We start from the raw sequence: 23,732 nt of genomic DNA, 5'->3' as shown, positions 1-23,732 counted from the left end.
GCCCACTGATCCTAAACTCGGGCGCCGCGGGACCTAATCGCCCTCGTCACCGCAGGCGGTGATGCGCCAAAGCGTCGCATCGCCCTGGGAGTCGACTTCCTCCAGTGCGCTGTGTGGCACCCGAGCCAGCGCCTCCCCCCATAGGGGCTCACGCACGCCCCCGGTGAGTCCATCGGGCTCGGCGTCGTCGCTGTAGTAGTAGCCGACGCCGTGCCGGTTCAGGATTTCGCATACCCGCGGATCTGTATCTATCTGGTCGGCGTTTTCACCGAGCCACGCCAGTTCTGTACTCGACGGCTTAGGACGGGACGGGTAGAGCACGTGTACACCGGCGACGCTCCACAGGTAGGCGCTGCCGTTGGACGGGTCTCCCAGGACCACGGCGTCCTCCGGGAGTTCCTCGCCTATGCGGCGAATGAAGTCAAGCTCACCGTCCGAGAGCATGGCACCGTAGGAAGCGCGCTCCGGATCGTGGATCGCTTCCAGCAGTTCGATGCGCAGCCCCCAGCGCCACCCGGGTGCGGCAATCAAGGAGACGATGAGTATCGTTGCGGGCACATGTCGCCGCAGTAGTAGCGCCCATTTACGCCGGTCGGCTGCGATCGCTGTCCCCACAGGACTCCAGCGCCGCTGTGCTTCCTGCACGCCTATGGTTGCGAGCACCAGCATCCCCAGCGTGAGTAGAGGCATGATTCGCGCCCGCTGGGTGTACCAGGGGCCGGCGAGCGCCCGCAGTGGCCAGGCGGGACCCGATGCGAGCAGCAACAGCACCAGAGCGATCGCCGTTCCCACCACCCAGGCGCGTACAGCCTCAATGCGCCTCCATGCGGCAGCCCCCCACACGGCTAATGCGAATACCAGGATGTTTCCGGGAATCCAGGGGGTGAAGGACGCAAGCAACGGGTGGTCGGTTACGACGGCGAACAGTGTCTCCCAGATGTTCGCCGCTCCCCGGGGATAGTTGAAAACTGAGGCGAGGGAACGGCGCATGATCCACGCGCCACCGGCCAAGATGATCAACCCAAGCGCCGTTGCCGCCAAGAGACCCGTGCGAGCAGCCACTCCCCTGCCCCAGGCACGCCGCAGCACCGGCAACCCGGCGGTCACAATCAGCGGAAGGCCCAGGACCGCTAGGTTGAACACGGCCGCCCCATGAGCGATCAGCGTTCCGAAAGACGCGCCCAGCGCAAGCGTCCAGGCGGCGGCGCGCACTCTTGCGCCCACCCTGCCTGCGCGCACGGCGCGCACGATCAGCGCCAATGCGCCGGGGAGTACCACCACCGACATGCCGTAGGGCCACACGCTGGTGAGCAGCAACAAGGGCGACACCACGGAGCCCGACAAAGCGGTCCCGACCGCGAGCACCCCGCCGGCCTCCGACAGGACTTCGCGCAGCAGTGCCGCCATGCCCAGCGGCCACACCAGGGCGGTAAGCACCACCACCAGCAGGTTAGCTCCCGTAACCACATCACCCGGCAGAAGCGCGGCCACGGCATGCCAGCCCGTGGGGTAATACACGGCCATACCGTCGTACATCGGCGCCAGCCCACCGAGAAACGACGCCGTGCCGGTCTCTCGCACGAAGCGGTTGCCGACAGATGAAACACTGCGTCGGAGGCCTGCGCGGGGTTGTTCCACGAGCCGGTGCCGACCGCAACGGGGACCGCGGTCGCGGCACCGGCCAGGACGACAGCGCCCACCAGGAACAATCGCTCGCGCCGTGGCATGGGTGACCGGTCGATTCCTGCCGGAATGTCCGCTTGCCGCGCCCGTTCGACTGTTGTGGCTACATAATGCGGCAGCCGGCGCAGGGCGACGCCCAAAATGCAGCTGGCTACCAGCAGTGCCGCGGGCCAGCCGGTGAAGAGATTCTGTAGCTCCCAGCGCTGGTTCGAACGTTGGGCCGCCAGCGTGGCCAGCCCCAGCAAAGCCAGCGTCAGCGCCGGCGCGCTACCGATCGCGGTAACGCCTCTCGCCCCCCAGGAACGCGCCAGCAGCCACCCCGGCACCAGCAGCAACGCCACCGCCGCCACCCAAGTCAAAGACGTGGGCACGCTCGAGACAACGGTCGTGGACGGCAGCAACTCCACCACAATACGTGCGATTGGCATCAGGTTCGTGTTCATACAACTAGCCGCTTGTTCGTCTCAGTCACAGGCTGTGACACGGTAGAGGCGCGCCGTGTCCAGGGCCGCAATTAGCTCGAAGCCGGCAGACAGATCGACTGCGTCATACCCTGGGAAGTACATCCAACGCTCCAGATCCGAGATCTCGGAGTCCTCATAGTAGTAGGGCGTACCACCGATCCTTCTGATGGCTTCGCACACCTTCGGATTACCACCAAGCTCATCGAAGTGCGCTGCCAAGAACTTCTGATCGGCACTACCAGCTGGGCTCCACGAGCGGTGCACGCTGGTTGCCGGGGTCAAGACCGGTATGAGTCCTGCGCCCGACTGCGGGAAACCGTACACGACCGCGTCCTGTGGGAGTTCATCACCCACGGTCACCATACGCTGGGCCTCTTCAACGGTGACCCAGGGCGGATGGACCAGGTATATGTAGCCGCGCGCGGTCAACTGCCGGAAAACGCTCAGGTTGGGCACACATATCGAGGCAACCAGCACCAGGGGCAGGAGCCATGCAGCAGCCGCTCGAGCTCGCAAAGCGCGCGGGGCGGCCTGCGGCGCGGCAAGCCTTCCGTTGAACCATGATACAAGTGCCTCCAGGGTCATCGAAGCGCAGGTTGCCAGGCAGACCACTTCGAGTGCCAGGAACCGCGGATAGTCGCGCCACCAGCCGCCGACCAGCGCCCACCATGGTCCTTCCGGCAGGCCTGTGATCCAGACGCAGACAACCGTCACGGCCAGCGCGCTAAGCAGCACCGGGCGTACGTTCCGTGTGAGCCGCAGCGTGCCAAAAACTCCCAACAAACACAAGGTATGCAATACCAAAACCAGTTGTGCACCGGGGACACGGTGGACTTGATGTCCGTCAGCAAAACAGGTGCGAGCATCCGCGACCACAACGTTGTCGCCCCGTGTGGGAAGGATCCCATGACACGTAGCCTGGCAACTCCCATCATGCCAATAATCGGGAGCGACGACACAAAACCCAGTGCTGCTAGAGAAGCAGCTCTTCGAGCCTTGGTCCGTGACCCACGGGTTCGTGGAAACAGTCTGACGAACAGCAGCACACATGAAACCAGAACCGCCCACTGCCCCGCGCCTGGACTGGCCAGCCCGACGCCGAGCACAATCGCTGCCACAAGCAGCAGCGATCGCCAGTCGAGTAGCTCCTCCACAACAGCACAACCGCAGCGATTGCGGACGGGACCAGCGCCACAGCGAATCCGGCTGAGGTCATTGAGCTGAAAGTCAGCATGAATCCCGGGAACCACGGAGCCGATAGCGCAAGCCAAGGGGCGGCCACACGCGCGATCGGACCGCCGCCCGCAGCCGTGGCCAGCATCGCCATGCCGGTGGGGTACAGCACACCGAACAGAGACACGAGCAGGGCGTTGAAAGTAAAGGGTGTGGAAGCGAACGGCGTAAGGAACACGGCGAATGAGTGCCAGACGGTTGGGTAGCTACCTCCCGTCACCGGGATGGCAGCGGTTAGCATCGACGCATCGCCGCTGCGATGAATCTCCTCAATCAGATTGAGCTGCACCATCGCGTCCGTGTTTTGCAGCATAGCCCACGGTGTCCCGATGGTTTTAGCGAACAGAATGATCTGCGTTCCCCCAGCAGTAACCGCACCGATGATCGATGCAGCGAGTGCGGACCACCCGGTGCGCTCGCCGATGCTGTGGAGGGGCGCGCGAAGCTTTAGCGGTAGGCCGTGGCAGCACACCGTTGATCCACGTAATCGCACGCCCGCGATTCCGATACTGCCAAGGAGCACGAACAGTCCACCCACAGTTCGGGCGTCCCACACGATCCCAAACCGCGAGAACACGACCGCGGCCACGCCAGCAATGGCAACCGTCACCGCCGGTCCCGCGGCGAGGGCCAGCGACCGGTCTGCTCCGGAGCCCGCCAGCAACAGCATTCCGGGAAGCACCACCAGCAGGCTGATTCCAACAGCTGCTAGCACGAGTGCACCCCAAGCGATCATCGGGACTCCTTAACTGTTCCGAAAACGGTTCTGGCGTAGAACCGGCGAGTTACAGGAATCAGGCTACCGAAGATCAGTCAGTCACTTCCCCGCCACTCCAGGTTGCCGGTTCCGCCCTGCCAGACGACTACGGCGGAAACGCGGTAGTCAGGACTCCACGCAGGCGCTAATCAACCACAGGGTGTGGTCACCGTCGGTGTAGTCAGGCGCCGAGCCGGTCGCGGATGCGTCGTGAGGGCACGCAGAACAGCAGCGCCAGCAGCACCAGTGTGCCGAGGAGAACGGTGCCCGTCTGCCAGGGCACCCCGCCCCAGTGGTACAGGACGCTCAGCGCGCCGACGACGACGGCCCCCCATAGCTGGGGCCGCGCCGAGGGACTGCAGGCGCGCCAGCCCGAAGGCCCGCTCCACCAGGTAGCCCGGTGCGAGCGGGAACGCTAGGAGGAAAGCAGCTGCGGGCAGTGCCTGAAGCCAGGTCACTTGCCCCCGCCGATGGTCAGGCGAGGGGTGCCCGCCCACAGGGAGGGGTCGGTGACGCGACGGCCGTCCAGCAGCAGCCGCACGCCGGGCAGGTCCGCGGGGGCTAGGGTGGCGTATTCCGGGTGATCGGCCTGGACGATGGCAACGTCGACGGCGTCACCGAGGTGGTAGCGTCCCAGCCGAAATCGGCCAGTTCTGCGTCGGTGTACATGGGGTCGTGGACCAGCACCTGGGCCCCCTGCTCCCGCAGCGCCTCAACGGTGGGGAACACGCCGGAGAAGGCCGTCTCCTTAACCTTGCCGCGGTAGGAGGCGCCCAGTACTACCACGCGCAGCCCCTCGAGACTGCCGAGCAGCTCCACCGCACGGTCGACCACGTACTGCGGCATGGTCGCGTTGAAGGAGCGGGCGGTACGCACGATCGAGGCGTCCGGGTCGGTGGACAGGTACAGGCGCGGGTAGACGGGGATGCAGTGCCCGCCCACGGCGATGCCGGGCCGGTGAATGTGGGAGTAGGGCTGGGAGTTGCAGGCGTCGATGACGCGCTGGATGTCGAAGCCGGCCTTGTCGGCGTAGACGGCGAACTGGTTGGCCAGGCCGATGTTGACGTCCCGATAGGTGGTTTCGGCGAGCTTGGCCATCTCGGCGGCCTCGGCGGTGCCCATGTCCCACACCCCGTTGGGGTGGGGCAGGTCGGTGCGCTCGTCGAAGTCGAGGACCTGCTCGTAGAAGCGGATGCCGACCTGCGTGCCGGCCTCGTTCAGGCCTCCCACCAGCTTGGGGTAGCGGCGCAGGTCGGTGAAGACCCGCCCGGTCAGTACCCGCTCGGGGCTGAACACCAGGTGAAAGTCCTTGCCCTCCTGCAGCCCGCTGAGCTCCTCAATGAGCGGCTTCCAGCGGCCACGGGTGGTACCCACCGGCAGGGTGGTCTCGTAGGAGACCAGGGTGCCGGGGGTCAGATGCCCGGCCAGGGAGCGGGTGGCGGCGTCCATCCACTCGAAGTCCGGCTCCCAGGTCTCGTCGTTGACGAACAGGGGCACCACCAGCACCACGGCGTCGGCGCCGGGGATGGCCTCGGCGTAGTCGGTGGTGGCACGCAGCGCCCCGGCGGGCACCAGCTGGGCCAGTCGGTCGGCGAGCTCGGCCTCACCGGGGAAGGGCTCCCGGCCGGCGTTTACGGCTTCGACGGTGGCGGGGTTAACGTCCACGCCAATGACCTCGTGGCCCTTTCCGGCGTACTGGACCGCCAGGGGCAGACCGATCTTTCCCAGGGCGACGACGGCGATGCGCATGCAGGTTCCTTCCTTAACAAACCTCTGATTGAGCAATCGTAGGTCATCGACGTCTGCGGATCGACCGGCGAGCGTGAGACGACTGTCCTAAGATGCCTCCGTGAGCCGACGCCCCGCCATCCTCGTGATCTCCTTCTCCCCGATCGCCCGCGACGCGCGTGTTCTGCGCGAAATCAGCGCGCTGGCAGAGATCGGCCAGGTCACAAGTGTGGGATACGGTCCTACACCGCCGCATGTGGCCAATCACTTGCAGATACCGGATTCCGCGCCCTCCCTGCCACAGACCCCGTCCGGTGTACTGAAACTGGCCACCCGCCGCCTGCGCTCCGCGGAAACGGCCGCCCCCGCGGCGCAAACGGCAATACGTCTGGTGGGTGATGACCGCTTCGATATGGTCGTCGCCAACGACGCACGTGCAATCCCCACCGCCTTCGCCGTAGCTCACGGTGCACCGATCTGGGCGGACATGCACGAATGGGCACCCGAAGAACGCACGCATGTGACCAGCTGGCGCCTGCTCGTGGCCCCGCTCATGGACCACATCTGCCGGACGTATCTTCCACGGTGTGCGGCCGTAACAACCGTCGGCGGTGAGATCGCGGACCTATATCACCACCACTATGGTGTGAGTCCTAGGCTGGTGCGCAATGCCGCACCCTTCGCAGACCTGTCCCCCTCCCCCGTTATGACCGAAGGCCCAATCCGTCTTGTGCACTCCGGCGGAGCGATTTTCGGTCGCAACATTGAAGCAACTATCGACGCCGTCAAACAGCTTGACGAGCACTTCACTCTGGATCTGTACCTCGTTCCCGGCGGGGACGGCGGCACCTACCTTTCCGCACTCGAGAAACGGGCCACGGACTGCGAACGCATCATTTTCCACGACCCGGTGCCGCCCGAGGCATTGCCCGCCATTCTCAACGAATATGATGTCGGCGTGTTTTGGATCCCACCATTCAACACCAACGCACGTCTGACTCTGCCCAACAAGATCTTTGACTTCATCCAGGCACGTCTGGCCGTGGCCGTGGGACCGACGATTGAGATGGTACGGGTAGTTGATACCTACGGTGTCGGGGTCAGCTCGACAACCAACGAGGTGTCTGACATCGTCGCAACCCTGCGTACGCTGACACCGGAGACGGTAGCCGACTATAAGCACGCCTCTGACCGCGCCGCGCACGAGTTGAGCTTCGAGCGCGAGAAACAGACCATCCACACCATTGTCAAAGAACTGACAGCCTCCGCCGCCAACTAGCCACAGGAGCTCACATGCGAGTCATGTCCGTAGTAGGCGCCCGTCCGCAGTTCGTTAAACTCGCGCCGATTGATCGCGCCTTCAAGGCAGCTGGCATCGAGCACGTCATCGTGCACACCGGGCAGCACTACGACCCGATGCTCTCTGATGTCTTCTTCGCCGATCTGGGCATCTCGGCACCGAACCATCATTTGGGGGTCGGCTCGGGCACGCATGGGCGTCAGACCGGCGCAATGCTGGCCGCCATCGACGGGGTGCTGGAGGACGACCGCCCAGACTGGATGCTCGTCTACGGCGATACCAACTCGACCCTGGCCGCGGCGCTGGCCGCAGTCAAGATGCATATTCCGGTCGCCCATCTGGAGGCCGGTCTACGTTCCTTCAACCGGCGCATGCCGGAGGAGATCAACCGCGTACTCACGGATCACGCCGCCGATCTCCTGCTGGCACCGACCCAGGTGGGTATGGATCACCTGGCCGAGGAGGGGCTGGCATCCCGCGCGGTGCTGGTGGGAGATGTCATGACCGACGTGCTCTACCGAGTGCGTGACGAGGTCGCCGCACAGCCCGGCTGCGCCATCATGGACGAGTTGGGACTGGCCGAGGGATCGTACTCCGTGGCGACAATCCACCGTCCGGACAACACGGACGATCCGGCGATTCTCAACACGGTGCTCGACTCACTGGGAGCGGTTGATCATCCGGTCGTGCTGCTCGCGCACCCCAGGCTGGTCGCGAAATGCGAGGCGGCCGGGATCTCGATCGATCGTGGTTCGCTGCGTTCTCACCGTCCGCTCGCCTACCCCGACCTCGTCGCCTCGGTCATGCACGCACGCGGCGTCATCACCGACTCCGGCGGCCTCCAGAAGGAGGCATTCCTCCTACGAACCCCAACTACCACCGTGCGCCCGCAGACCGAATGGGTTGAGACCGTGGAACTTGGTTGGAACATGCTTGTGGAACCCGGTCCGGAGCTCGTAACCGCCGCCGAGCGCCCGCGGCCAGCGGATACTCTTGCAACCCCTTATGGAGACGGCGACTCCGCTGGAAAGGTAGCCCAGACCCTCTTGGCCGCCGAACCCGATTCATGACAACGCATCGTCCTGGCTCCACCATTCTCCGCCGAGTACCATTGTTTCTCTGTTTCCATGGTCTGCTCTACCTCTTGAACGGTCGTTGTCACCTGTACTCCCAGGGGTTCGACAAAGCGGCTCTTTCGGTTTCAGGATGTTGGGCGCTAAGTCACGACAGCCGGTGACCGCCGGATGTCTGACACTGTCGGTTCTGATGCCGCGACGTGGATCGGCTTCCGGGATCTTCGCGTGCAGGGGTGTGGTGGTTCAGGTGGGGCTACGGCATTATGGCCGTGCTCGGGCGTGGGTGGTTGTGTTCGGCACGCACCGAACTGCCGGACACGACCTCGTCATCCCGATACCCTCCGCATTCGAGAGGGTCCCGGGCTGAAAAGAACGTTCTCGCCCAGCCAAGGACGATCCCGGGCCGACGGTGCCAACCCACCTCACTACACCTGCCACTCACACCAGACACCCACCACACCCCCAAACCGGAAAAACCTCATATTTACGGAGCGTCTCACGAGCGCCCGAAGCCATTATTCCAAGCTGAGTCTGGGAGGCGGCACATATTTACCCAAGATAGATCTGGTCCGCCGCTCGCTTCGGAACTTAGCAGTGGACTTACGTGCCCGGTGGACAATCCCGGACGAGAACAGCTGGTGGCGATGATGGCATGGAGCCCCTTCTTCCGCAAAAAAAGATGTCATGCCCGCACAACCGTGAACAAACAGGACGAGAGCTGACAGCATTAGGCGAGAAACATCCAGTCTCAAAGTTGGCGTGTCATACTAGCCGACATTGGCCTTTCCGTTCCAAGCTCGCACGCCGGAAAGCTGAGTGAAACTGTAACTGCAGCTTCCGGTCGTATAAGCCGTGACGATGCCGTAGGCAGTGGCTCCGCCTTTACCATCGCCATAATAACTCAAGCCGCCGGAATCACCAGGTCGGAAACCGCTGCAGTCAGCAACACCGTCGCGATTCACGTCGTGTATCGCGGACGTCAGGTGTCCGACTGTGACGCCCCCCACCTTTCGTGTTGCATTCGTACTTCGAACTACATATCTGCAAGTTGCTCCACTGGTTGAGCCTGACGCACAGAGTTCGCGGCCAACTGCTCTCCGGCCAAAGTCTCCACCGCTGATCGGTAGTGACGAAGAAGAACTAAGCGATCCATTGAACACACGTAGAGCGTAATGTGAACCGCGCAGCAATTGCCAGTCGCCGTATTTGTTCGCTGTTCCTGTCCACGTAGTCGTGTACAAACTGCCGACAAAGTTTCCATTGCCTCCATTCCGCCAAGTTCCTTTTCCGCAATGCCCAGCCGTCAACACATAATACTTTCCTCCGATTTCAATGGGCGCACCCAGGCTGCATCGGCTTCCGTTGTCATGGACAATCGCACCACCTGCGTAGAAGTACGAACTGTCGTTGTTCCTTGTCTTGGCCTCTACTTCCGGCTCGCCGGGAGTTACGCGCACTTGTACTCCAAGATCCCCCAGAGAGTCGAGCACACTTTCTTCAACGTCGGCGAAGTCTGTCTGGTTTCCGCTTTGTCTCGATTCCGCCGCATGGTCTTCCTCCAAGACAGTCACCTCGATGCCGTCCCCGATGGGGTCGGGGGCGACCGACTCGATGTTCAACGCATCCCAATCGCGGCTTAGAACCTGTTCTTCTGCAGCTCTGATCTGTTCTGGCGAATTCTCATTCACGACCGCGCGTATATGGGTGGCATCGACAGCAAGTAACTCATCCAGACCACCAATGTCAAGTGAAGTGACGAACACTTCAACTACTTGTCGGTCCGAAGTTAAAGCTACGCCGAGAACGGTATCGGGATGGGACTCGGCGAATTCTTCTGCGATGTCAGCGAGTGCTGCAACCGTCGAAGACTCCGAACCGTACCAGAGGCGTTGGCCAAAGTCATCGACGATGTTTATGCCGACGTCACCGGGACCACTTACACCATCGGCGACGACGGTGGGAGTAATGGCGGTTTGAAGGCATAGCGTGACTGCAAACGCCGCTGCCAAGGATGTCGCTGCACGCATGATCAGGTCTCCAGCTCAACTCTGACTGGTCAGGAACGCTTATAATTATGCATGTGTTGTAGGCCCTAGTCAAGCGACCGACGAGACTCATTACAGGTGCCCGCGAAAGTGGTTCGGTGCCTCATCCAGGTACTGCCCGCGAGAGTCGCGGATCGTGGTGGGCATGGGGAGTGGGTTGTCAGTGCGGGCCAGGGCGGAGATCACCAGGAAGTACGCGGGGGCGTATGCCAAGGGCGCCCCTAGAAGGACAAGGGGAGGATGCTGGACGAGGTGGGCGCGGTGACCGGTCGGGTGCCGGGACAATGCCAGGCGGCGCCTGAGGGCGGTGGCCAAGCGTCCTGGCGGAGCTGGCAGGCCCGAGCCCAGGGGCAGGGCGCGCAAGTACTCCTACGACGCGTTGAAGGTCTTACAGCGAGTGTGGGCGGCCAGCGGCGGGGGAGTTACGGCAAGCACCTGAAGGTATCAATGCCTCTGCTACCGGGGCCTGCTGGAGGCCGCGGGCGAGCTCGCGGAAGGCACTGACCGCTACAGCCAGGACGTGCGGCGTGAGTCGGGTGTCGATGAGCGCGGCGACCATCGACCGCTATCTCGCACCGGCCGTCCCGCTGATCTGTGAGTACATCGACTCCCACACAGGGAGGAGCTGCGGGGCCTGTGCCGATCTGCCAGGTACTGACTAGCGCTGGTGTCAAGATCGCCCCGAGCACCACTTGCGCAGCCAGGACTCGTCCCCCATCAGCAAGGAGCAGACGCGATGAGTCTCTGAAGGCCGAGATCGGACGGGTGCATGAGAACAACTACTGCGTGCTGGGGGCCAGGAAGATGCATGCGATGCTCAACCGGCCCGAGGAATCCGCCCGGCATGGTTTGGGGCATGTGGCCCGCTGCACCGTCGAGAGGCTTATGCGGGCCATGGGCCAGCACGGCATCCGCCGCGCCAAATCACCCAGGACGACCCGGTCGGCTCCGAAGGAGCAGTGCCCCGCAGACCTGGTGAACAGGCACTTCAGCGCGTTCAACCCCAACGAGCTGTGGGTCGCGGACATTACCTACGTACGTACCATGAGCGGCTGGGTGTATGTGGCTTTCGTCACTGACGTGTACTCGCGGCGGATCATCGTGGACTGGAGGGTTGTTTTTGGACTTGGGGATGGTTGTCGTTCCCCGTGATCTGATAGTTAGGATGATGGATGTGACTTGAGGCGAAGTACTCTGAGGAGTTTCGTGAACAGGTTGCTCGCGAGGTGGTGGATAAGGAGCGGTCGATCGCGTCGGTCGCGGCCTCTTATGGTTTGGTGGCCCAGACCGTGGGCAACTGGGTCGCTAAATACAGGAAGCAGCACGCCGACGCCCGGGAGCAGAAGGAAGCCACGGATGCGGAGGAGTTGGCCCGGCTGAAGGCGGAGAACTATAAGCTTCGGATGGAGAATGAGTTCCCACAAGAAAGCGGCGGCCTTCTTCGCGAAGGAACAGCCGTGACCACCCGGTATGAGCTGATCAGCCGCGAAGAGGGCAACTACCCGGTCGCCTGGATGTGCCAGTGGGCGAAGGTCTCCAAGTCCGGTTACTACAACTGGCGCAGCAAGCCCGAATCGGCCACCGCGATCCGCAGAAAGGAGCTCGGTGTGCTGGTTGAGAAGATCTTTGATGAGTCCGATGGTACCTACGGGTACCGGCGGGTGGCCGCCACCCTGGAGTCTGGAGTGGCAGGGGGTGCCGGCCGACGTGGACACGGTCAGGTCGATCATGCGGGAGCTGGGCTTGAGGGCCGCGCGGCCGCGCCGGAAGGTCCGTACTACGGTTCCGGTGGAGGACCTGGATGAGCGGCCTGATCTGGTGTGCCGTGACTTCACCGCGCCCGCTCCGGGGCTCAAGTGGTGCGGGGATATTCCCCCACTTCGTGGGAGGTGCCCCCACCTACATTCCTACTTGGGCGGGGTTCGTGTACCTGGCCACCGTGCTGGACTGTTGTACGAAGAAGGTGGTGGGGTGGGCGTTGGCGGATCATATGCGCACCGAACTGGTCTGCCAGGCGATTGATATGGCGGCCCGGAACTGCAAGCCGACCCGTGGGGTGACGATCTTCCATTCTGACCGCGGGTCGCAGTACACCTCCCAGGCCTTCGCCGACCACCTGGCCTCTTATGGGATTCGGCCGTCGGTGGGGCGTACGGGGGTGTGCTGGGATAACGCGTAGGCGGAGTCGTTCAACGCGACATTGAAGAATGAGCGCGTGTATCGTATGGTCTACCCCACGCGGGATAAGGCGATACGGGATGTGGCGGCGTGGATTGAATTGACCTACAATCAAAGGCGTTTGCATTCGGGGATCGGTTACCGCACACCCAACCAGTTCGAACGCGAACTACAGCAGGCCGCCACCCCGAAAGCAGCCTGACAAACACACAACAACCGAGAGTCCAAAAAACACCCAGCACTCCATCGGCTGACAGACCTCAACGAGCTTGTACACCGACCTGGCCCAGGGGCGCCCTGAAGATGGGGATCTGGCAGCGCCAGCGTGAAGGGGCCGACCTTACCGGCCTGGTTCACCACTCCGACCGCGGGGTGCAGTACCGGGCGATACGTTACGGGCAGGCCCCCTCCGACTGCGACGCGGTCGCCTCGGTGGGGTCGAAGGGCGACTCCTACGATAACGCGCTGGCCGAGGCCCTCAACTCCCTATACAAGGCGGAGCTGATCCGCAACCGCCACTACCTCGATTCCCATGGGCCCTGGGAGGGCATCGAGGACGTGGAGTTCGGTACCGCCGAATGGTTGCACTGGTTCAACACAGTCCGGCCTCACTCCGCCATCGACATGCACGCCCCGATCGAACACGAGCAGGCCTACACCCCACCAGACGACACCGACACCATCGCCGAGCCCGAAACCGAGCCGGAGGCTGAGGCCATGGACGTCGGCGAGCAGACCACCACCAACCAACCCCAGCCGGCAACCACCGGCGCCAGATAAAACACCCTCCACAAAACCCGGGGCTTGACACCCTGATCACCCGTGCCCGGGGTGGGGGCCAGGACCGCAGCCACCTTCCTGGCCGAAACCGCGGGCAGAACCTTCCCCACCGGCACCCACCTGGCCTCATACGCCGGACTAACCCCAGTCACCCGGCGGTCGGGGTCCTCCATCCGCGGCGAGTACGTCAGCCATGGCGGCAACAAGCGCCTCAAGAGAGCCATGTTCCTGTCAGCTTTCGCATCCCTCAGATCCGACCCCGCATCCCGCGCCTACTACGAGCGCAAACGCGCCCAGGGCAAACGACTTGGGCCAGGCCGTACTCGCCCTCGCCCACCGCCGCATCCTCACCCCATAAGCCTGATCCGCACCGTCCAGGACGACCCCACCACCACCAGCATCGCCTCAGCCAACCGGGCCGTGACACGCAACCAGCCAAAGTCATCATACTCCTAACAAATCCCCTAACCATCCAACAGCTTTGCCGATCCCCCGTCCTTACTTCGCCAACGCTCCTCCGACGAATCTTGATTTAGGCTCCAGAATCAGCCTGCCCTCATCGTCAAAGACGTTCGTCTCGCCATCAGGACCGTAGACCGGTTCAAAGGGGGTGTTGAGACCCCACGGGTCACGCCCAGGGGAGTCCATATCGCCGCATGCGGTTATGCGCCATACGGAGGCAGTATCGCCCCGTGCAACAAGCTCGAAGCCAGTGGAAGTATCCACCCCGTACAACCCGGGTGCACGTTCCGCAATATCCACTCCCGGGACCGTTCCGGCGTCATCGGCGTAGTAATAGCCCACCCGATAATGGCGCACGAGTTCACATACCGTGGGGTCCTCACCGATGTCAGAGAAGTGTTGCGCCAAGTACTGAGCGTCCCAGTCCAGGGAGCGGAACGTCATGTGGGGAAAGACCGAGCGCAGACCGGCGAGAACCTCAACATAGGCCGCGCCAGCGGCCGGATCGCCGAGCACCATGAGAGAGGGGTCGGCCTGACCTCGCAGCGACCGTATCATCTGCACCTCGTCGACGGTCAACGTACGCACCAAAGCATTGGTGCCCGCGGTGTAAGAAGTCTCGCTTACACTTCTTCGCGCCGAATTCGCACCCACACCACCCACGAGCAGGATCACGGCACACGCTGCGGCAGTTACCTCAGCAGCCGCCCGACGATGACGAGCGCTCGCATGTCTGGTGATTGCGACAGCGACAGACTCCACGGTTGCTGCCGCCAGTAGGCAGATCGCAGGCAGAACCAGGGGGAAGATTCGGTACGGATCGTTGTACCAGAGCCCCGTGAGCGCGGTCAGCGGTCCAAGTGGCAGATAGGCGGCGACCAGCAAAGACATTGGCAGCAGCCAGGCCCAGGCGATCCATCGCCATCGCCTATGGCGTACCGTGATTGCCAATCCTGCGGCGGTAAACAGCAGTTGCAGCACAAGCGCCACTCGGTATCCGAAGCCGCCAGCTCCCAGCGGCCAAAGGGTGAGCAGCGCCCATAGACGCCGTGACAGATTGGATACCCCTGCGTACCCCTCGCGGCCGAGACGCGCCATTACGCCGGGCTCGAGTATCAGTAGCCCAGATACCATCAGGGCGAGGATGATACCAAACGCAAGTAGAAACATAGTTGCGCGCCGCCTCCCGAGGCGGCGCGATACGAAACCGGCGGCGACCTCAACTATGCCATACAGCAGCGGAATCCCGGTGAGCAGAACCGAGAAGACGGCAGATGGATACGTGGCGATCGCTCCGAGCAGAGCGATGGAGAAGGCGAAGAGAGCAATGACGGCTCGCCGCCGGCCCGCAGTTACGGTGGCGCGCAGCATGCGCAAAGCACGGCACAGCAGCGCGAGCATGCCGGGGAGTACCGCGTATCCCAGAGCATTCGGCCACAGTTGCCGATAGGCGAGCATATAAACGGGGAAAACCGGTAGTAGTGCGGTAGTCAGTGACGCTACGACCGGTGCCCATCTGGAGCTCGGGAAGGACTCCAATGCGAGAGCAGCGATGCCAAGCGTCCATATGGTAGGGGTCAGCACAACCAATGTGTTTGTTACAGATACTATGTGTGTAGGGCCGGCCACCGCCGCGACGATTGCATGCCAGACCAGTGGGTAATACGCCGGAATCGCTCGTAGAGAGAACGACCAGGAGGCTCCGCTGAGCAATGATGCATCGCCGGTCTGAGTAATGGTCCAGGCAAGATTGTAGTGGAACACCGAGTCGATCTGTTGAGCCGGCAGATCTGGATCCCACTGACCCAGTATCGGCGCGCAGATCAGAATGCCTGTGGCTACCGCGACGAGTAGTGCCATCCACGCCGTGCCTCGGCGTCTTCGGGACATCTCCTCCGGCAATACCGCCGGGATACCACCGAGAACGAGCCGGGCACCCAGCAAGACGAGGAGTACGCATAGGATCAGGCCGATGCCCAGGGAGACGATCGTGTAGCGCACCCCGATCCAGGAGTAGACCTGGCCGAGTAGGGCGACTCCAGCAAAGGTCACCGGTGGTGCCGCCGCGACCGGGAGAACGCCGCGGTATCCCAGGGCATGCAGCACCGCCCAGCCCGGCACGAATACCAATCCGATTAGGCAGAGCAGATAGCCCGTGCTGTGCAGCCACGGCGCGAGAACTGACATCGAGAACTCTTTCTCGGAAAAAGACCTGTTTCGTAACCGCTTCTGATCAGTTCAGAACGGTACCTCGAGACTCTGCGGTGTCAACACTCTAGCGGCCTCACGCGCCCGATCAGCCCAAGTGTTTATGCGGGCGGCGGCGCGCGCGACCGCTGCTCGTTCCTTGATCTCCTCTGGTTCTTCCTTCAAGCGCCTCAGCAGGGCAACAATCGCCTCCCGGTCATAATCAACCACCCACCCGGCACCGTTAGCTCAATGATTCTGCCTGCCTCCGTTCCACGCGTGGCTATCACCGGCCTCCCGTAAGACAGATACTCGAAGAGCTTCACTGGTACCGCAAAGCTCCAGTACTCACTAGGACGTGCCGCAAGCACACCGACACTCGCACGAACATACACCGGCGCCAACTCATTCGCCGACAAATGACTTACCGTGATTTGCTCCGCGGAAAGATCCGGGTTCATAGCCGCTGCGGCGTCCCACAAAGGTTTACGAGTAACCAACTCCAATTGTACAGACGGAATCGAGACAAGAGCAGAGAAGAACACGTCAAGGTCATAATGACCGCCAATTCCCCCGACGTACACCAAGCGCAATGTTCCATCCATCGGTGGCAACACTTGCGGTCGGCCCGCCTGTCCGGCTGGAGGTAGCGGTGAGCAGAGCCGATCGTCCAGTCCAAGGACCTTTGTCATGGGCGTCGCCGGAACAAAGAAGTGCACTCCATTGCGGCGATACCCAGCCAAGTCCGCCCTCTGCAAAGCGGGGATAATCGACCCACGCACGCCCGGCGCCCTCCCAAACGCGAAACGCCAGTAGGCATCTCGATAAAACACGCCCACGGGCACTCCGGCATGCCGCATCGCCCGCATAATGCGAAAGTCGAGCAAAGGAGCAACACCGGTGCGCACGCTCGTGGCGAGCATATTGGGCTGGGTCGAGTTCTCGCTGTATAGGAAGGCAGGCCGATCACCGTCGGCGATTCGCGCGCGTAGCGCCGCAAACGCCTCACTCCGCCGTCGAACCGAGCCGGAGAGGTCAAAGACCCTGTAGCCGATCTGCGCAAACGCTTCCCGCATGCGTAACGGCCGCAGTCGGGATGCCGAACTCGGATCTGGATGGAGCGGGTAGGGGGCGTGAAAGACCATCCACCGCCCGTTCCCGTCTGCGCTCATACCACCGTCTCCCGCCCGAGCTCATTGGCGAGCTCCACCAACCGCCCCGCTATTCCACGGTACTGCCGGTCGGCGTTGAAGTCCTCACTCCAGGTGCGCACCGCCTGCTCCCGCATCCGGCTGAAGTCGTCCGCCGAGGCGTCGGCGATCTGGGCGATCGCGAGCGCGAGTTCATCACCGGTGGCGTCAGCGGCCACCAGTCGTCCGTTTATTCCGTCGTGGACAATCTCCCTCGTCCCCCCAACGTCGGTCGCCACAACTGGTATCCCGGCGGCCATCGCTTCCATGATCGACACCGGTACTCCCTCTGCAGACGAGGAGTTGACGAGCACGGTATACCCCGTCGTCTCCAGTAGCGTGCGCGTACGATCGTTGGACTGATGACCAAGGAAGTCGACCGTCGCCTCGGGTGCAACACGGGCGGCATACTCTCGCATGGTCTCCAACCTCTGCTCGTCGCGCTCGCCGATATGCGTCCAGCGCACATGCCTGCCACCTCTGCTCAGCGCCCCCACGGCGTCGGCTATTCGGTCGACACGCTTGCGAGGGGCCAGGTGAGAACAGCTGACAATATGAACCGGCTCACGAGTACAGTCACCTCTGCCGCTGGCAGGCACCCCCAGGTGACGGATTTCAATGTTAGCGCTGTCTACGGAATGGTAGGGGGCCAGGAACGACGCGGCATAGCGGGAGATCGGGTAGATCTCGTCCAACCCTCCGACTAGCCGACGGCGCCCTGGCAGGTGGCCCTGAGGTTTGTACGCCTCGTTGACGTCATATGCGTGGGCACGGGAGACGGCAATGACGGGCGCGTCATGAGTGGCGCGTAGCAGCTGCGCCAGTCCGGCTCCGTAGTACAGCCAGTAGCCATACGCAACCAGCGGCCGCCCCGCAAGCCGTTCCCGGTACAACCGTGTGCGGGTAAACCGGTCGAAGCGGCACAGCACGTCCACAGCAAAATGGAGCTCGCGCACCGCACAGGCGGCAGAACGGCGAGTGTTGCCAAGTTCGATGCGTCCGGGCCCCGCCAGTAGCCGGGGCAGGTAGCCGGCTACCCGTTGCTTCCAGGAACGTTCCTCATCCAGGGGCAGCAACACTGAGGAAACGTTCCGGGGCATCCGGCGGGTCTTCGCCGCGCCGACGCTGCTGCGCATCGGCACGACCCAGATCTCCTCGAAACGCTCCGCCAGGAAGCCGATCTCCTGCTCGAAGAACTCCTCACCAACGTCGAAGGGGTAGTTGTCGGTGAAAACTACCAGAGGAACGAAGGACTTCTTCACGCGGCTCCTTCCCCGTATGTCGGGATGCGAGGCTGTATGCGACCGTCGTATTCTCGCACATGATGTGCGAGCGGATGGGTAGGTCCGTCACTCGGCGTCGTTCTGCAGCGCTGAGCCATCGCCGGTGCGGTCATAGGTGCGCGCAGTCAACACCGCCATGCACAGCATGCCCACCAGCATAAGCGCCATCAACATCCCCAGCACGAACACCGTGGACATGATCGGCAGCGGGCTCAGCCACAGCCACATCAGCGGGACAGCGCAGTAGGCGACGGCGAAGACCAGCAGACGGCTCTGCTGCTCGGTGACCACGAAGATGTTCGAGATCGGCGAGGTGAGCACGTTTATGAACAGCCATGGTGTGAGCGCCCGAGCGTAGTACCCGGCATCGTCCCATGTGGCCCCGAACAGCAGCGGGAACAGCCAGGGAGCCAGTACGTACAGCAGGGTGAAGGGCACGATCGCGGCCAAGAAGGCGCGCCACAATACCGACCGCACCAGCGGCAGCATTGTTCCGGGAGGCGCATCGGAGAGTTTCTTCAAGAACACCTGGGACACCGAACCGGCGATCAGGGCGACCGGCACCTGCATGATGTTCCAGGCCAGTTGGAATTGACCGAGTGCAGCCACAGAGGTCGCCCCGATAATGAGGTTAATGCCGTTGTTTCGTACTGAGTCGACGAAGACGTTGGGGCCGTTCAGTAGTGGCATCTTCCAGTAGCGTCGCATCATCTGGCGCATGGACGGTGCCTGCGGATCCTTCGAGCCGTGAAGCTCGGGCACCCGGCGCTCCAACGAGATCAAAGTCAACAACTGACCGGTGATCGTGCCGATGATGATCGCGGACAGTCCCCCGTGCATCACCACGCCGACCAGCAACTGGCAGCCGGCCACGGCCGTCGACTGGAACACCCGGTTACGCGCAATGTCCCCGAAGCGTCCCTTACGGGTGAGCCAGTACTGAACGTTGGCGATCTGGGCGACGAGGAACACCGTGACGCCGGAGGCCATCAGCCACCACATGAGATGGTCGGAGTGGTGGTAGTGATCCCGCAAGAGCCTCGCCCCGATCATGCAGGCCAAGGATGTCAGCAGCGAGCTGATGACGATGCAGCGCCGCGAAAGCCGCGCCAGGACCTTCGCCGAGCGGTCATCCTTGGGAAGGATGATGGTCAGGTCGAAGCGCAGGGCGGCAAAGGTGATGACGAATCCGGTGATGGAGCCGTAAATCCCGAACAGGCCCTTGTCCGTGTCCGAGTACACCCTGGCGATGAAGATCTGCAGGAGGAAGGTGACGCCCTGAGCGGTCGCCGTCCCAGAGACCAGCGTCAAAATAGCGCCAAGCACGGGGCTCCCAGCCTTCAGCGCCGCCCACCGATCCCTTAACCGCTGTGCCATACGGGTATTGAACCACGCGGCCCGCATGGCGACGAACGTGCAGGCGGGCCCCGGGCACTCGTGCCGGGCCAGGCCCCCTCTCTCGATACGAATTGTGTTAGGAGTCCCATGGTTAGGAGTCCCATGGACGGCGTCCATCTTGATCTCGTCTCCACCCGGTGGTCGCACGCGGCTTCTAGGGACGCCAGGCTTTGGAGCCCACTGAGGAACTGGTGCGCCGATGCGACGTCTGTGGACGCGGTCGTCACCGCGACGCCCGCGGATCGGCGCGGTCAGTGGACTGTTGTCTCCCGGCAGGGCGACGATCTGCGCATCGATACTGACCACACCCGCTCCCACCACCTGCTGTTCGCGCGTGCAGGCGGCGCCTGGATCGTCAGCGATGACCCTGAGCGACTCCGTCGGCGCCTCGGCTCATGGAGGCGGGATGAAGAGGCGGCGGATGTGTTCCTCCACACCGGTTTCGTCGTCGGTGACCGCACCTTGGTACACGGCGTGCACGCCACTCCGGCCGCATCGACCGTGCTCCTGCACCCGGACGGAACCTGGGAGAGCAGGCTGTGGGACTCCTACCGTTACTGCAACGACCCGATCACCTCGGAGGCCGACTACGCCGCCGCATACGACGAGGCCATGGATCTGACGGTGGGCCGTTTACTCGAGTACGCGGGTGATCGGCAACTGGTAGTGCCTCTGTCCGGTGGTCTCGATTCGCGCCTGCTCGCCATCTGGCTCAAGCGACTGAAGGCACCACGTGTCGTCGCTTTCACCTACGGCAAGCCGGGCGCGCGCGAGACCGGTATCTCCCGCAACGTCGCCGATGCCTGGGGATCGACTGGTTCTCCATTGATCTTGATCCAGCACGAATCACGCAGCAGTGGGCAACCACTGAGGGCGCTCGCTTCCAAGCGGCCACCTGGGGGATGACATCCCTCCCCCACGTCCAGGACTGGTACGCCCTAACCAGGATACGTGAGTGCTCCCTCATCGACGACGATGCCGTACTGCTCCCCGGCTTCGCTGCGGTCCTACGCCCTGGTTACGCACTTCCCAGCCGGTTCGGCGGAGCACGCAACCTGTTGACCTCCGCACCCACCCGGTCCGAGGTGCTCACCGCGATCGCCCGCAACCACACCGCAGTCCAGGGCAGCTACACCGCCTGGCAACACCTGCCACTGCTGCGTGAGGAGATTCTGCGCTGCGAGAAGGAGACTCCACTTACCGGCGAGCGCGGCGTGCAGGGACTGATGAGCTGGTTCAACGTCAGGGAGCGTCAGGCCAAGTACATCAACAACTCCACAAAGTCTTACGAGTTCTTCGGCTACGACTGGGCACTGCCCATGCTCGACTCCGAGGTCTGGGACTGTTGGCTACGTGGTTCAGAGGAGTTGACCGCGACTCGCGACTGGTATGCGCGATACATCGCCCAGCACTACGCGACCATGACGGGCCAAGACCAGGAACTCTACCTGGCCGCGAGCATATCCATGCCGGCAACGCCCAAGCGCGTACTGCAGGTCGCCATGCGCGCCACAGGCGGAGATCGCCTGCTCTCTCGCAGCCGTTCAATGCGCACCATGCTGGATCATCCCATGGCATTCGAGGCCTTCTCGGCGAGTATTCCGCGCATCGAACAGGCACGACGCTTCGCCGCGGGCAACACCACGCTGGGGCTCTGGACCCGTCTAACAACCAGTGGGGCGCCGAGCTGGTGCCACAGGAGTAACCGGGCGCCGGACCGTTGGCTCACCCGTCGCCAGATGAGCGAAGCGCTCCTTCAGACGCTCCACAGCAGCAGCGGGCGAATGATTGGCCGCCACCCATCGGCGGCCGTCGCTCACCCTTGCGCCGTCGAGCGCCTGACGCACGCCCATCACGGTAGCCTCGAGCAGATGCTCATCATCGGTCAGCCCGCCCAGCACGGGCACATCGCGGGTAGTCGGATGAGAGCCGTCATACCAGCGCGAGTTCAGCGCCATGACCGTGGTAGTGCCCGTGGCAATTGCTTCAAGCTCGGAGATGCTCATGTAGCCGGTCATCTGGCCCACTGCTAATGTGCCGCTGCCGAGCCACCGTGCGTAATCGCTGTGATTCATGCGAGGCCGCAGCAACACCCCGTAATCATGCGCGGCGGCCACCGCGTTCTCGCCCCAGTCCAGGCCCTCAAGCTCAACAGCGTCGCCGAACTCCTCACGCAGTGCCGCCAAAAGGCGCAACTGCATAGACCCGCCCTTAGCAGCGTCCCAGCGCGAGGGAAACAAGATACGCGGCCGCGAACCGACCTCCCCGGTGACGACGGGCAGCTCACGCACATCAACAATAACCGGTTGAAGCGTAGCCTCAGGCGCCAGGTCCAGAACATGATCGGCCAGGTCCGGGGTGGTGTAATAAACGTCCTGTGCCTCCCGCACTGCCCGTTCCACCAAACTGGTATAAGGCTCCTCGTACCGGCGCACACGGATGTCAGTTCCGTGCAGGTGTAGCACATACGGGCGGCGCAGCACCTAGTGTGAGCCGTCACCGTAGCGCATGAACATCGAGAAGATCCGCCGACAATGCCCTGCGCGCGAGCCCCGCCTCCCAGACAGCTCCACGTAAAGCGCGACGCAGCGCGCGGGTGCGCGGTGACCAGCGGGGATCGACCCGAGCGGTGTCGTACAGGCTCCAGTCGAGGCCGATGCTGCGTGCCTGACGCACCAAAGCGCTGCCTATCCGAGCGACATCGTTGACATGTAGGACCTTCACCGAGTCATTTTCACATGCTGCGGTCAGTCCGTGGGAACCGACCGCCGCAGTCCCTCCAATCGAAGCGCGAACTCGCGGGTCAGTCCGCCAGCAGCACGCCGGCCGCATCGCGCAGGGCGGCCTGCATGGAGCGGTGCCGCATGACCCATTCCCGACGGCGCTGCGCCGCCCGCGCCCGCTGCGCGTCGTCCGCACGGGCGGCCTTCAGGGCGGCCCGCATGGAAGCAGCGACCTGTTCGACGTCGTAGTCGCTGGCCCAGCCCAGGGCGTTGGCGGGCAGATCCGTACGCGCCGGCCCGGGTCCGGCGTAGACCACGGGCGTGCCGCAGGCCAGGGCGGCGAAGATCTTGGTCGGGTAGCGAAGTCGTAGCCCAGTCCGGGGCGGATGGACACCACGGAGGCCACTGCCCCGCGCTGCCAAGTGGCGGCCTGCGCGGCCGGCACCAGGTCGTGGAACTCCACGCGCGCGTCCCCGCCCGCAAGGTCCTTCAGCGCCTGCCAGTCGCTGCCCTGTCCCAGGAACACCAGCCGCGCCTCGGGCACGGACTCGTGCACCAGGCGCAGCGCCTCAATGAACACCCCCGCACCCTGCCACTCCGAGGCGGTGCCGGCGTACAGGAAGTAGGGGGCCCGCGGCGCGTCGGCGGCGCGCGGCCCGGTGGGCGTGAACACGTCGGTGTCGATGCCGTTGGGCACCACCGTCACCTCCCGGGCGCCCAGCTCCCGCACCCGCTCGGCGACGCCGTCATTGACGGCCAACACCTCCCGGGCACCGCGCAGCACCAGGCGCTCGGCTTCCCGCAGGGCGCCGACCACCCAGCCGGGAGCGCCGGTGGAGGCGGCCGCGTCGGACCACACGTCGGCGGCGTAGTAGGCGTAGGGGGCGCCGCGCAGGGCGGCGGCCACACGGACCACCGCCCCGGTGGTGGGCGGCGGCTCGGCAACGATCAGGTCCGGCGCGGGCCCGGCCAGCAGCCGCGCCGCGAGCGGGATGTCAAAGCTGAGGTACTGGGCGTAGCCGCGTATGTAGCCGCTCTCGTCCCGCAGCGCCGGGGCGGAGCGCACCGTCACGCCGGGGTCGGCGGGGGCGCACATGCCCGGAGGCGTGGAGGTCAGCACCGTTACCTGCGCGCCGGCGTTAGCAGGGCGCGGGCCAGTCCGCGCAACCGCAGGGCAGCGGCGGCCGGCTCGGGGGCGTACAGGCGGGTAGCCATCACCACCCGGGGGCGGCCGCCCCGCGGGCG

General features: G+C 63.7%; 16 protein-coding genes and 6 pseudogenes. 10 read left to right on the top strand and 12 right to left on the bottom strand.

Translation table 11 applies throughout. The features are described 5' to 3' along the window. Nucleotides 1-33 precede the first annotated feature (33 nt). From BW737_RS09590 to BW737_RS09575, 4 genes and pseudogenes are all read right to left on the bottom strand, one after another. Nucleotides 34-2,111 (bottom strand): annotated as a pseudogene (locus tag BW737_RS09590) (DUF6541 family protein). Between the two features lie 36 nt (nt 2,112-2,147). Further along, the gene (locus tag BW737_RS09585; RefSeq protein ID WP_338063896.1) at nt 2,148-3,197 is read right to left on the bottom strand and encodes a DUF6541 family protein; all 1,050 of its coding nucleotides are present in this window, start codon (nt 3,195-3,197) and stop codon (nt 2,148-2,150) included. Then, nucleotides 3,121-4,116, bottom strand: coding sequence for a DUF6541 family protein (locus BW737_RS09580; protein WP_086615236.1), 996 nt, complete (start codon nt 4,114-4,116; stop codon nt 3,121-3,123). The genes BW737_RS09585 and BW737_RS09580 overlap by 77 nt, the downstream gene beginning before the upstream one ends. A gap of 475 nt (nt 4,117-4,591) precedes the next feature. Then, nucleotides 4,592-5,886: pseudogene (locus BW737_RS09575) on the bottom strand (nucleotide sugar dehydrogenase). Between the two features lie 100 nt (nt 5,887-5,986). Between BW737_RS09575 and BW737_RS09570 the strand changes: the two are divergent. Then, entirely contained in the window at nt 5,987-7,144 is a 1,158-nt protein-coding gene (locus BW737_RS09570; protein WP_086615235.1) for a glycosyltransferase, read from the top strand. A 14-nt stretch (nt 7,145-7,158) separates the two neighbouring features. Then, nucleotides 7,159-8,235 (top strand): non-hydrolyzing UDP-N-acetylglucosamine 2-epimerase, encoded by a 1,077-nt coding sequence (wecB, locus tag BW737_RS09565; protein ID WP_086615234.1) that lies wholly within the window; start codon nt 7,159-7,161, stop codon nt 8,233-8,235. A 773-nt stretch (nt 8,236-9,008) separates the two neighbouring features. On the opposite strand, the gene BW737_RS15740 is transcribed toward wecB, so the two are convergent. Together BW737_RS15740 and BW737_RS16280 are read right to left on the bottom strand one after the other, a co-directional pair. Continuing rightward, nucleotides 9,009-10,268 (bottom strand): chymotrypsin family serine protease, encoded by a 1,260-nt coding sequence (locus BW737_RS15740; protein WP_143233363.1) that lies wholly within the window; start codon nt 10,266-10,268, stop codon nt 9,009-9,011. A 90-nt stretch (nt 10,269-10,358) separates the two neighbouring features. Further along, nucleotides 10,359-10,499 (bottom strand): hypothetical protein, encoded by a 141-nt coding sequence (locus BW737_RS16280; RefSeq protein WP_180272173.1) that lies wholly within the window; start codon nt 10,497-10,499, stop codon nt 10,359-10,361. A gap of 423 nt (nt 10,500-10,922) precedes the next feature. Here BW737_RS16280 and BW737_RS09560 point away from each other — a divergent pair, with 423 nt between their 5' ends. From BW737_RS09560 to BW737_RS09535, 6 genes and pseudogenes are all read left to right on the top strand, one after another. Then, the gene (locus BW737_RS09560) at nt 10,923-11,438 is read left to right on the top strand and encodes an IS3 family transposase (protein ID WP_180272175.1); all 516 of its coding nucleotides are present in this window, start codon (nt 10,923-10,925) and stop codon (nt 11,436-11,438) included. 44 nt (nt 11,439-11,482) lie between these two features. Next, a pseudogene (locus BW737_RS09555) lies at nt 11,483-12,091 on the top strand (transposase); the annotation flags it as partial. Continuing rightward, complete coding sequence (locus tag BW737_RS09550; RefSeq protein WP_086615230.1) at nt 12,088-12,465, top strand: DDE-type integrase/transposase/recombinase; 378 nt, start codon at nt 12,088-12,090, stop codon at nt 12,463-12,465. The pseudogene BW737_RS09555 and the gene BW737_RS09550, both read left to right, overlap by 4 nt. A 12-nt stretch (nt 12,466-12,477) precedes the next feature. Next, a pseudogene (locus BW737_RS09545) lies at nt 12,478-12,666 on the top strand (integrase core domain-containing protein); the annotation flags it as partial. A gap of 143 nt (nt 12,667-12,809) precedes the next feature. Next, a pseudogene (locus BW737_RS09540) lies at nt 12,810-13,244 on the top strand (transposase); the annotation flags it as partial. A gap of 42 nt (nt 13,245-13,286) precedes the next feature. Next, nucleotides 13,287-13,602: pseudogene (locus tag BW737_RS09535) on the top strand (transposase); the annotation flags it as partial. 140 nt (nt 13,603-13,742) lie between these two features. Here the strand turns inward: BW737_RS09535 and BW737_RS09530 are convergent. The 4 genes from BW737_RS09530 to BW737_RS09515 all read right to left on the bottom strand — a co-directional run bounded on the left by BW737_RS09530 (nt 13,743) and on the right by BW737_RS09515 (nt 19,692). Next, entirely contained in the window at nt 13,743-15,893 is a 2,151-nt protein-coding gene (locus BW737_RS09530) for a DUF6541 family protein (RefSeq protein WP_086615227.1), read from the bottom strand. 191 nt (nt 15,894-16,084) lie between these two features. After that, a complete protein-coding gene (locus tag BW737_RS09525; protein ID WP_257210677.1) occupies nt 16,085-16,969 on the bottom strand; it encodes a glycosyltransferase in 885 nt (294 codons plus the stop codon). Between the two features lie 92 nt (nt 16,970-17,061). Beyond that, nucleotides 17,062-18,345: a glycosyltransferase gene (locus BW737_RS09520; RefSeq protein WP_086615226.1), complete on the bottom strand. Its 1,284-nt coding sequence runs from the start codon at nt 18,343-18,345 to the stop codon at nt 17,062-17,064. Between the two features lie 87 nt (nt 18,346-18,432). Further along, nucleotides 18,433-19,692 carry a lipopolysaccharide biosynthesis protein gene (locus tag BW737_RS09515; RefSeq protein ID WP_086615225.1) on the bottom strand — a complete coding sequence of 420 codons (1,260 nt, stop codon included), beginning with the start codon at nt 19,690-19,692 and terminating at the stop codon, nt 18,433-18,435. Between the two features lie 282 nt (nt 19,693-19,974). On the opposite strand from BW737_RS09515, the gene BW737_RS09510 reads away from it, so the two are divergent. Beyond that, nucleotides 19,975-20,670, top strand: a complete 696-nt coding sequence (locus tag BW737_RS09510; RefSeq protein WP_086615224.1) for an asparagine synthase-related protein — start codon at nt 19,975-19,977, stop codon at nt 20,668-20,670. Continuing rightward, nucleotides 20,667-21,797 (top strand): hypothetical protein, encoded by a 1,131-nt coding sequence (locus tag BW737_RS16275; RefSeq protein WP_180272174.1) that lies wholly within the window; start codon nt 20,667-20,669, stop codon nt 21,795-21,797. The genes BW737_RS09510 and BW737_RS16275 overlap by 4 nt, the downstream gene beginning before the upstream one ends. 770 nt (nt 21,798-22,567) lie before the next feature. Here BW737_RS16275 and BW737_RS20225 read toward each other — a convergent pair. Both BW737_RS20225 and BW737_RS09500 read right to left on the bottom strand, forming a co-directional pair. Then, a complete protein-coding gene (locus BW737_RS20225) occupies nt 22,568-22,708 on the bottom strand; it encodes a hypothetical protein (protein WP_338063894.1) in 141 nt (46 codons plus the stop codon). Beyond that, on the bottom strand, nt 22,693-23,583 hold the full coding sequence (locus BW737_RS09500; RefSeq protein ID WP_338063893.1) for a glycosyltransferase: 891 nt from the start codon (nt 23,581-23,583) through the stop codon (nt 22,693-22,695). Before BW737_RS09500 ends, BW737_RS20225 begins: the two co-directional genes overlap by 16 nt. Nucleotides 23,584-23,732: the final 149 nt, after the last annotated feature.

Source organism: Actinomyces ruminis, assembly GCF_002154335.2.
Lineage (GTDB): Bacteria > Actinomycetota > Actinomycetes > Actinomycetales > Actinomycetaceae > Actinomyces > Actinomyces ruminis.
The sequence above is the reverse complement of the archived record's forward strand: the minus strand, read 5'-3'. Positions and strand labels throughout refer to the sequence as shown.

What these genes read in the sequence shown, in the direction of transcription:
- BW737_RS09585 (WP_338063896.1), bottom strand. Translation starts at nt 3,197, where the DNA reads ATGTGTGCTGCTGTTCGTCAGACTGTTTCCACGAACCCGTGGGTCACG.
- BW737_RS09580 (WP_086615236.1), bottom strand. Translation starts at nt 4,116, where the DNA reads ATGATCGCTTGGGGTGCACTCGTGCTAGCAGCTGTTGGAATCAGCCTG.
- wecB (WP_086615234.1), top strand. Translation starts at nt 7,159, where the DNA reads ATGCGAGTCATGTCCGTAGTAGGCGCCCGTCCGCAGTTCGTTAAACTC.
- BW737_RS15740 (WP_143233363.1), bottom strand. Translation starts at nt 10,268, where the DNA reads ATGCGTGCAGCGACATCCTTGGCAGCGGCGTTTGCAGTCACGCTATGC.
- BW737_RS09550 (WP_086615230.1), top strand. Translation starts at nt 12,088, where the DNA reads ATGAGCGGCCTGATCTGGTGTGCCGTGACTTCACCGCGCCCGCTCCGG.
- BW737_RS09530 (WP_086615227.1), bottom strand. Translation starts at nt 15,893, where the DNA reads ATGTCAGTTCTCGCGCCGTGGCTGCACAGCACGGGCTATCTGCTCTGC.
- BW737_RS09525 (WP_257210677.1), bottom strand. Translation starts at nt 16,969, where the DNA reads ATGCGGGAAGCGTTTGCGCAGATCGGCTACAGGGTCTTTGACCTCTCC.
- BW737_RS16275 (WP_180272174.1), top strand. Translation starts at nt 20,667, where the DNA reads ATGACATCCCTCCCCCACGTCCAGGACTGGTACGCCCTAACCAGGATA.
- BW737_RS20225 (WP_338063894.1), bottom strand. Translation starts at nt 22,708, where the DNA reads ATGCGGGCCGCCCTGAAGGCCGCCCGTGCGGACGACGCGCAGCGGGCG.
- BW737_RS09500 (WP_338063893.1), bottom strand. Translation starts at nt 23,583, where the DNA reads ATGTGCGCCCCCGCCGACCCCGGCGTGACGGTGCGCTCCGCCCCGGCG.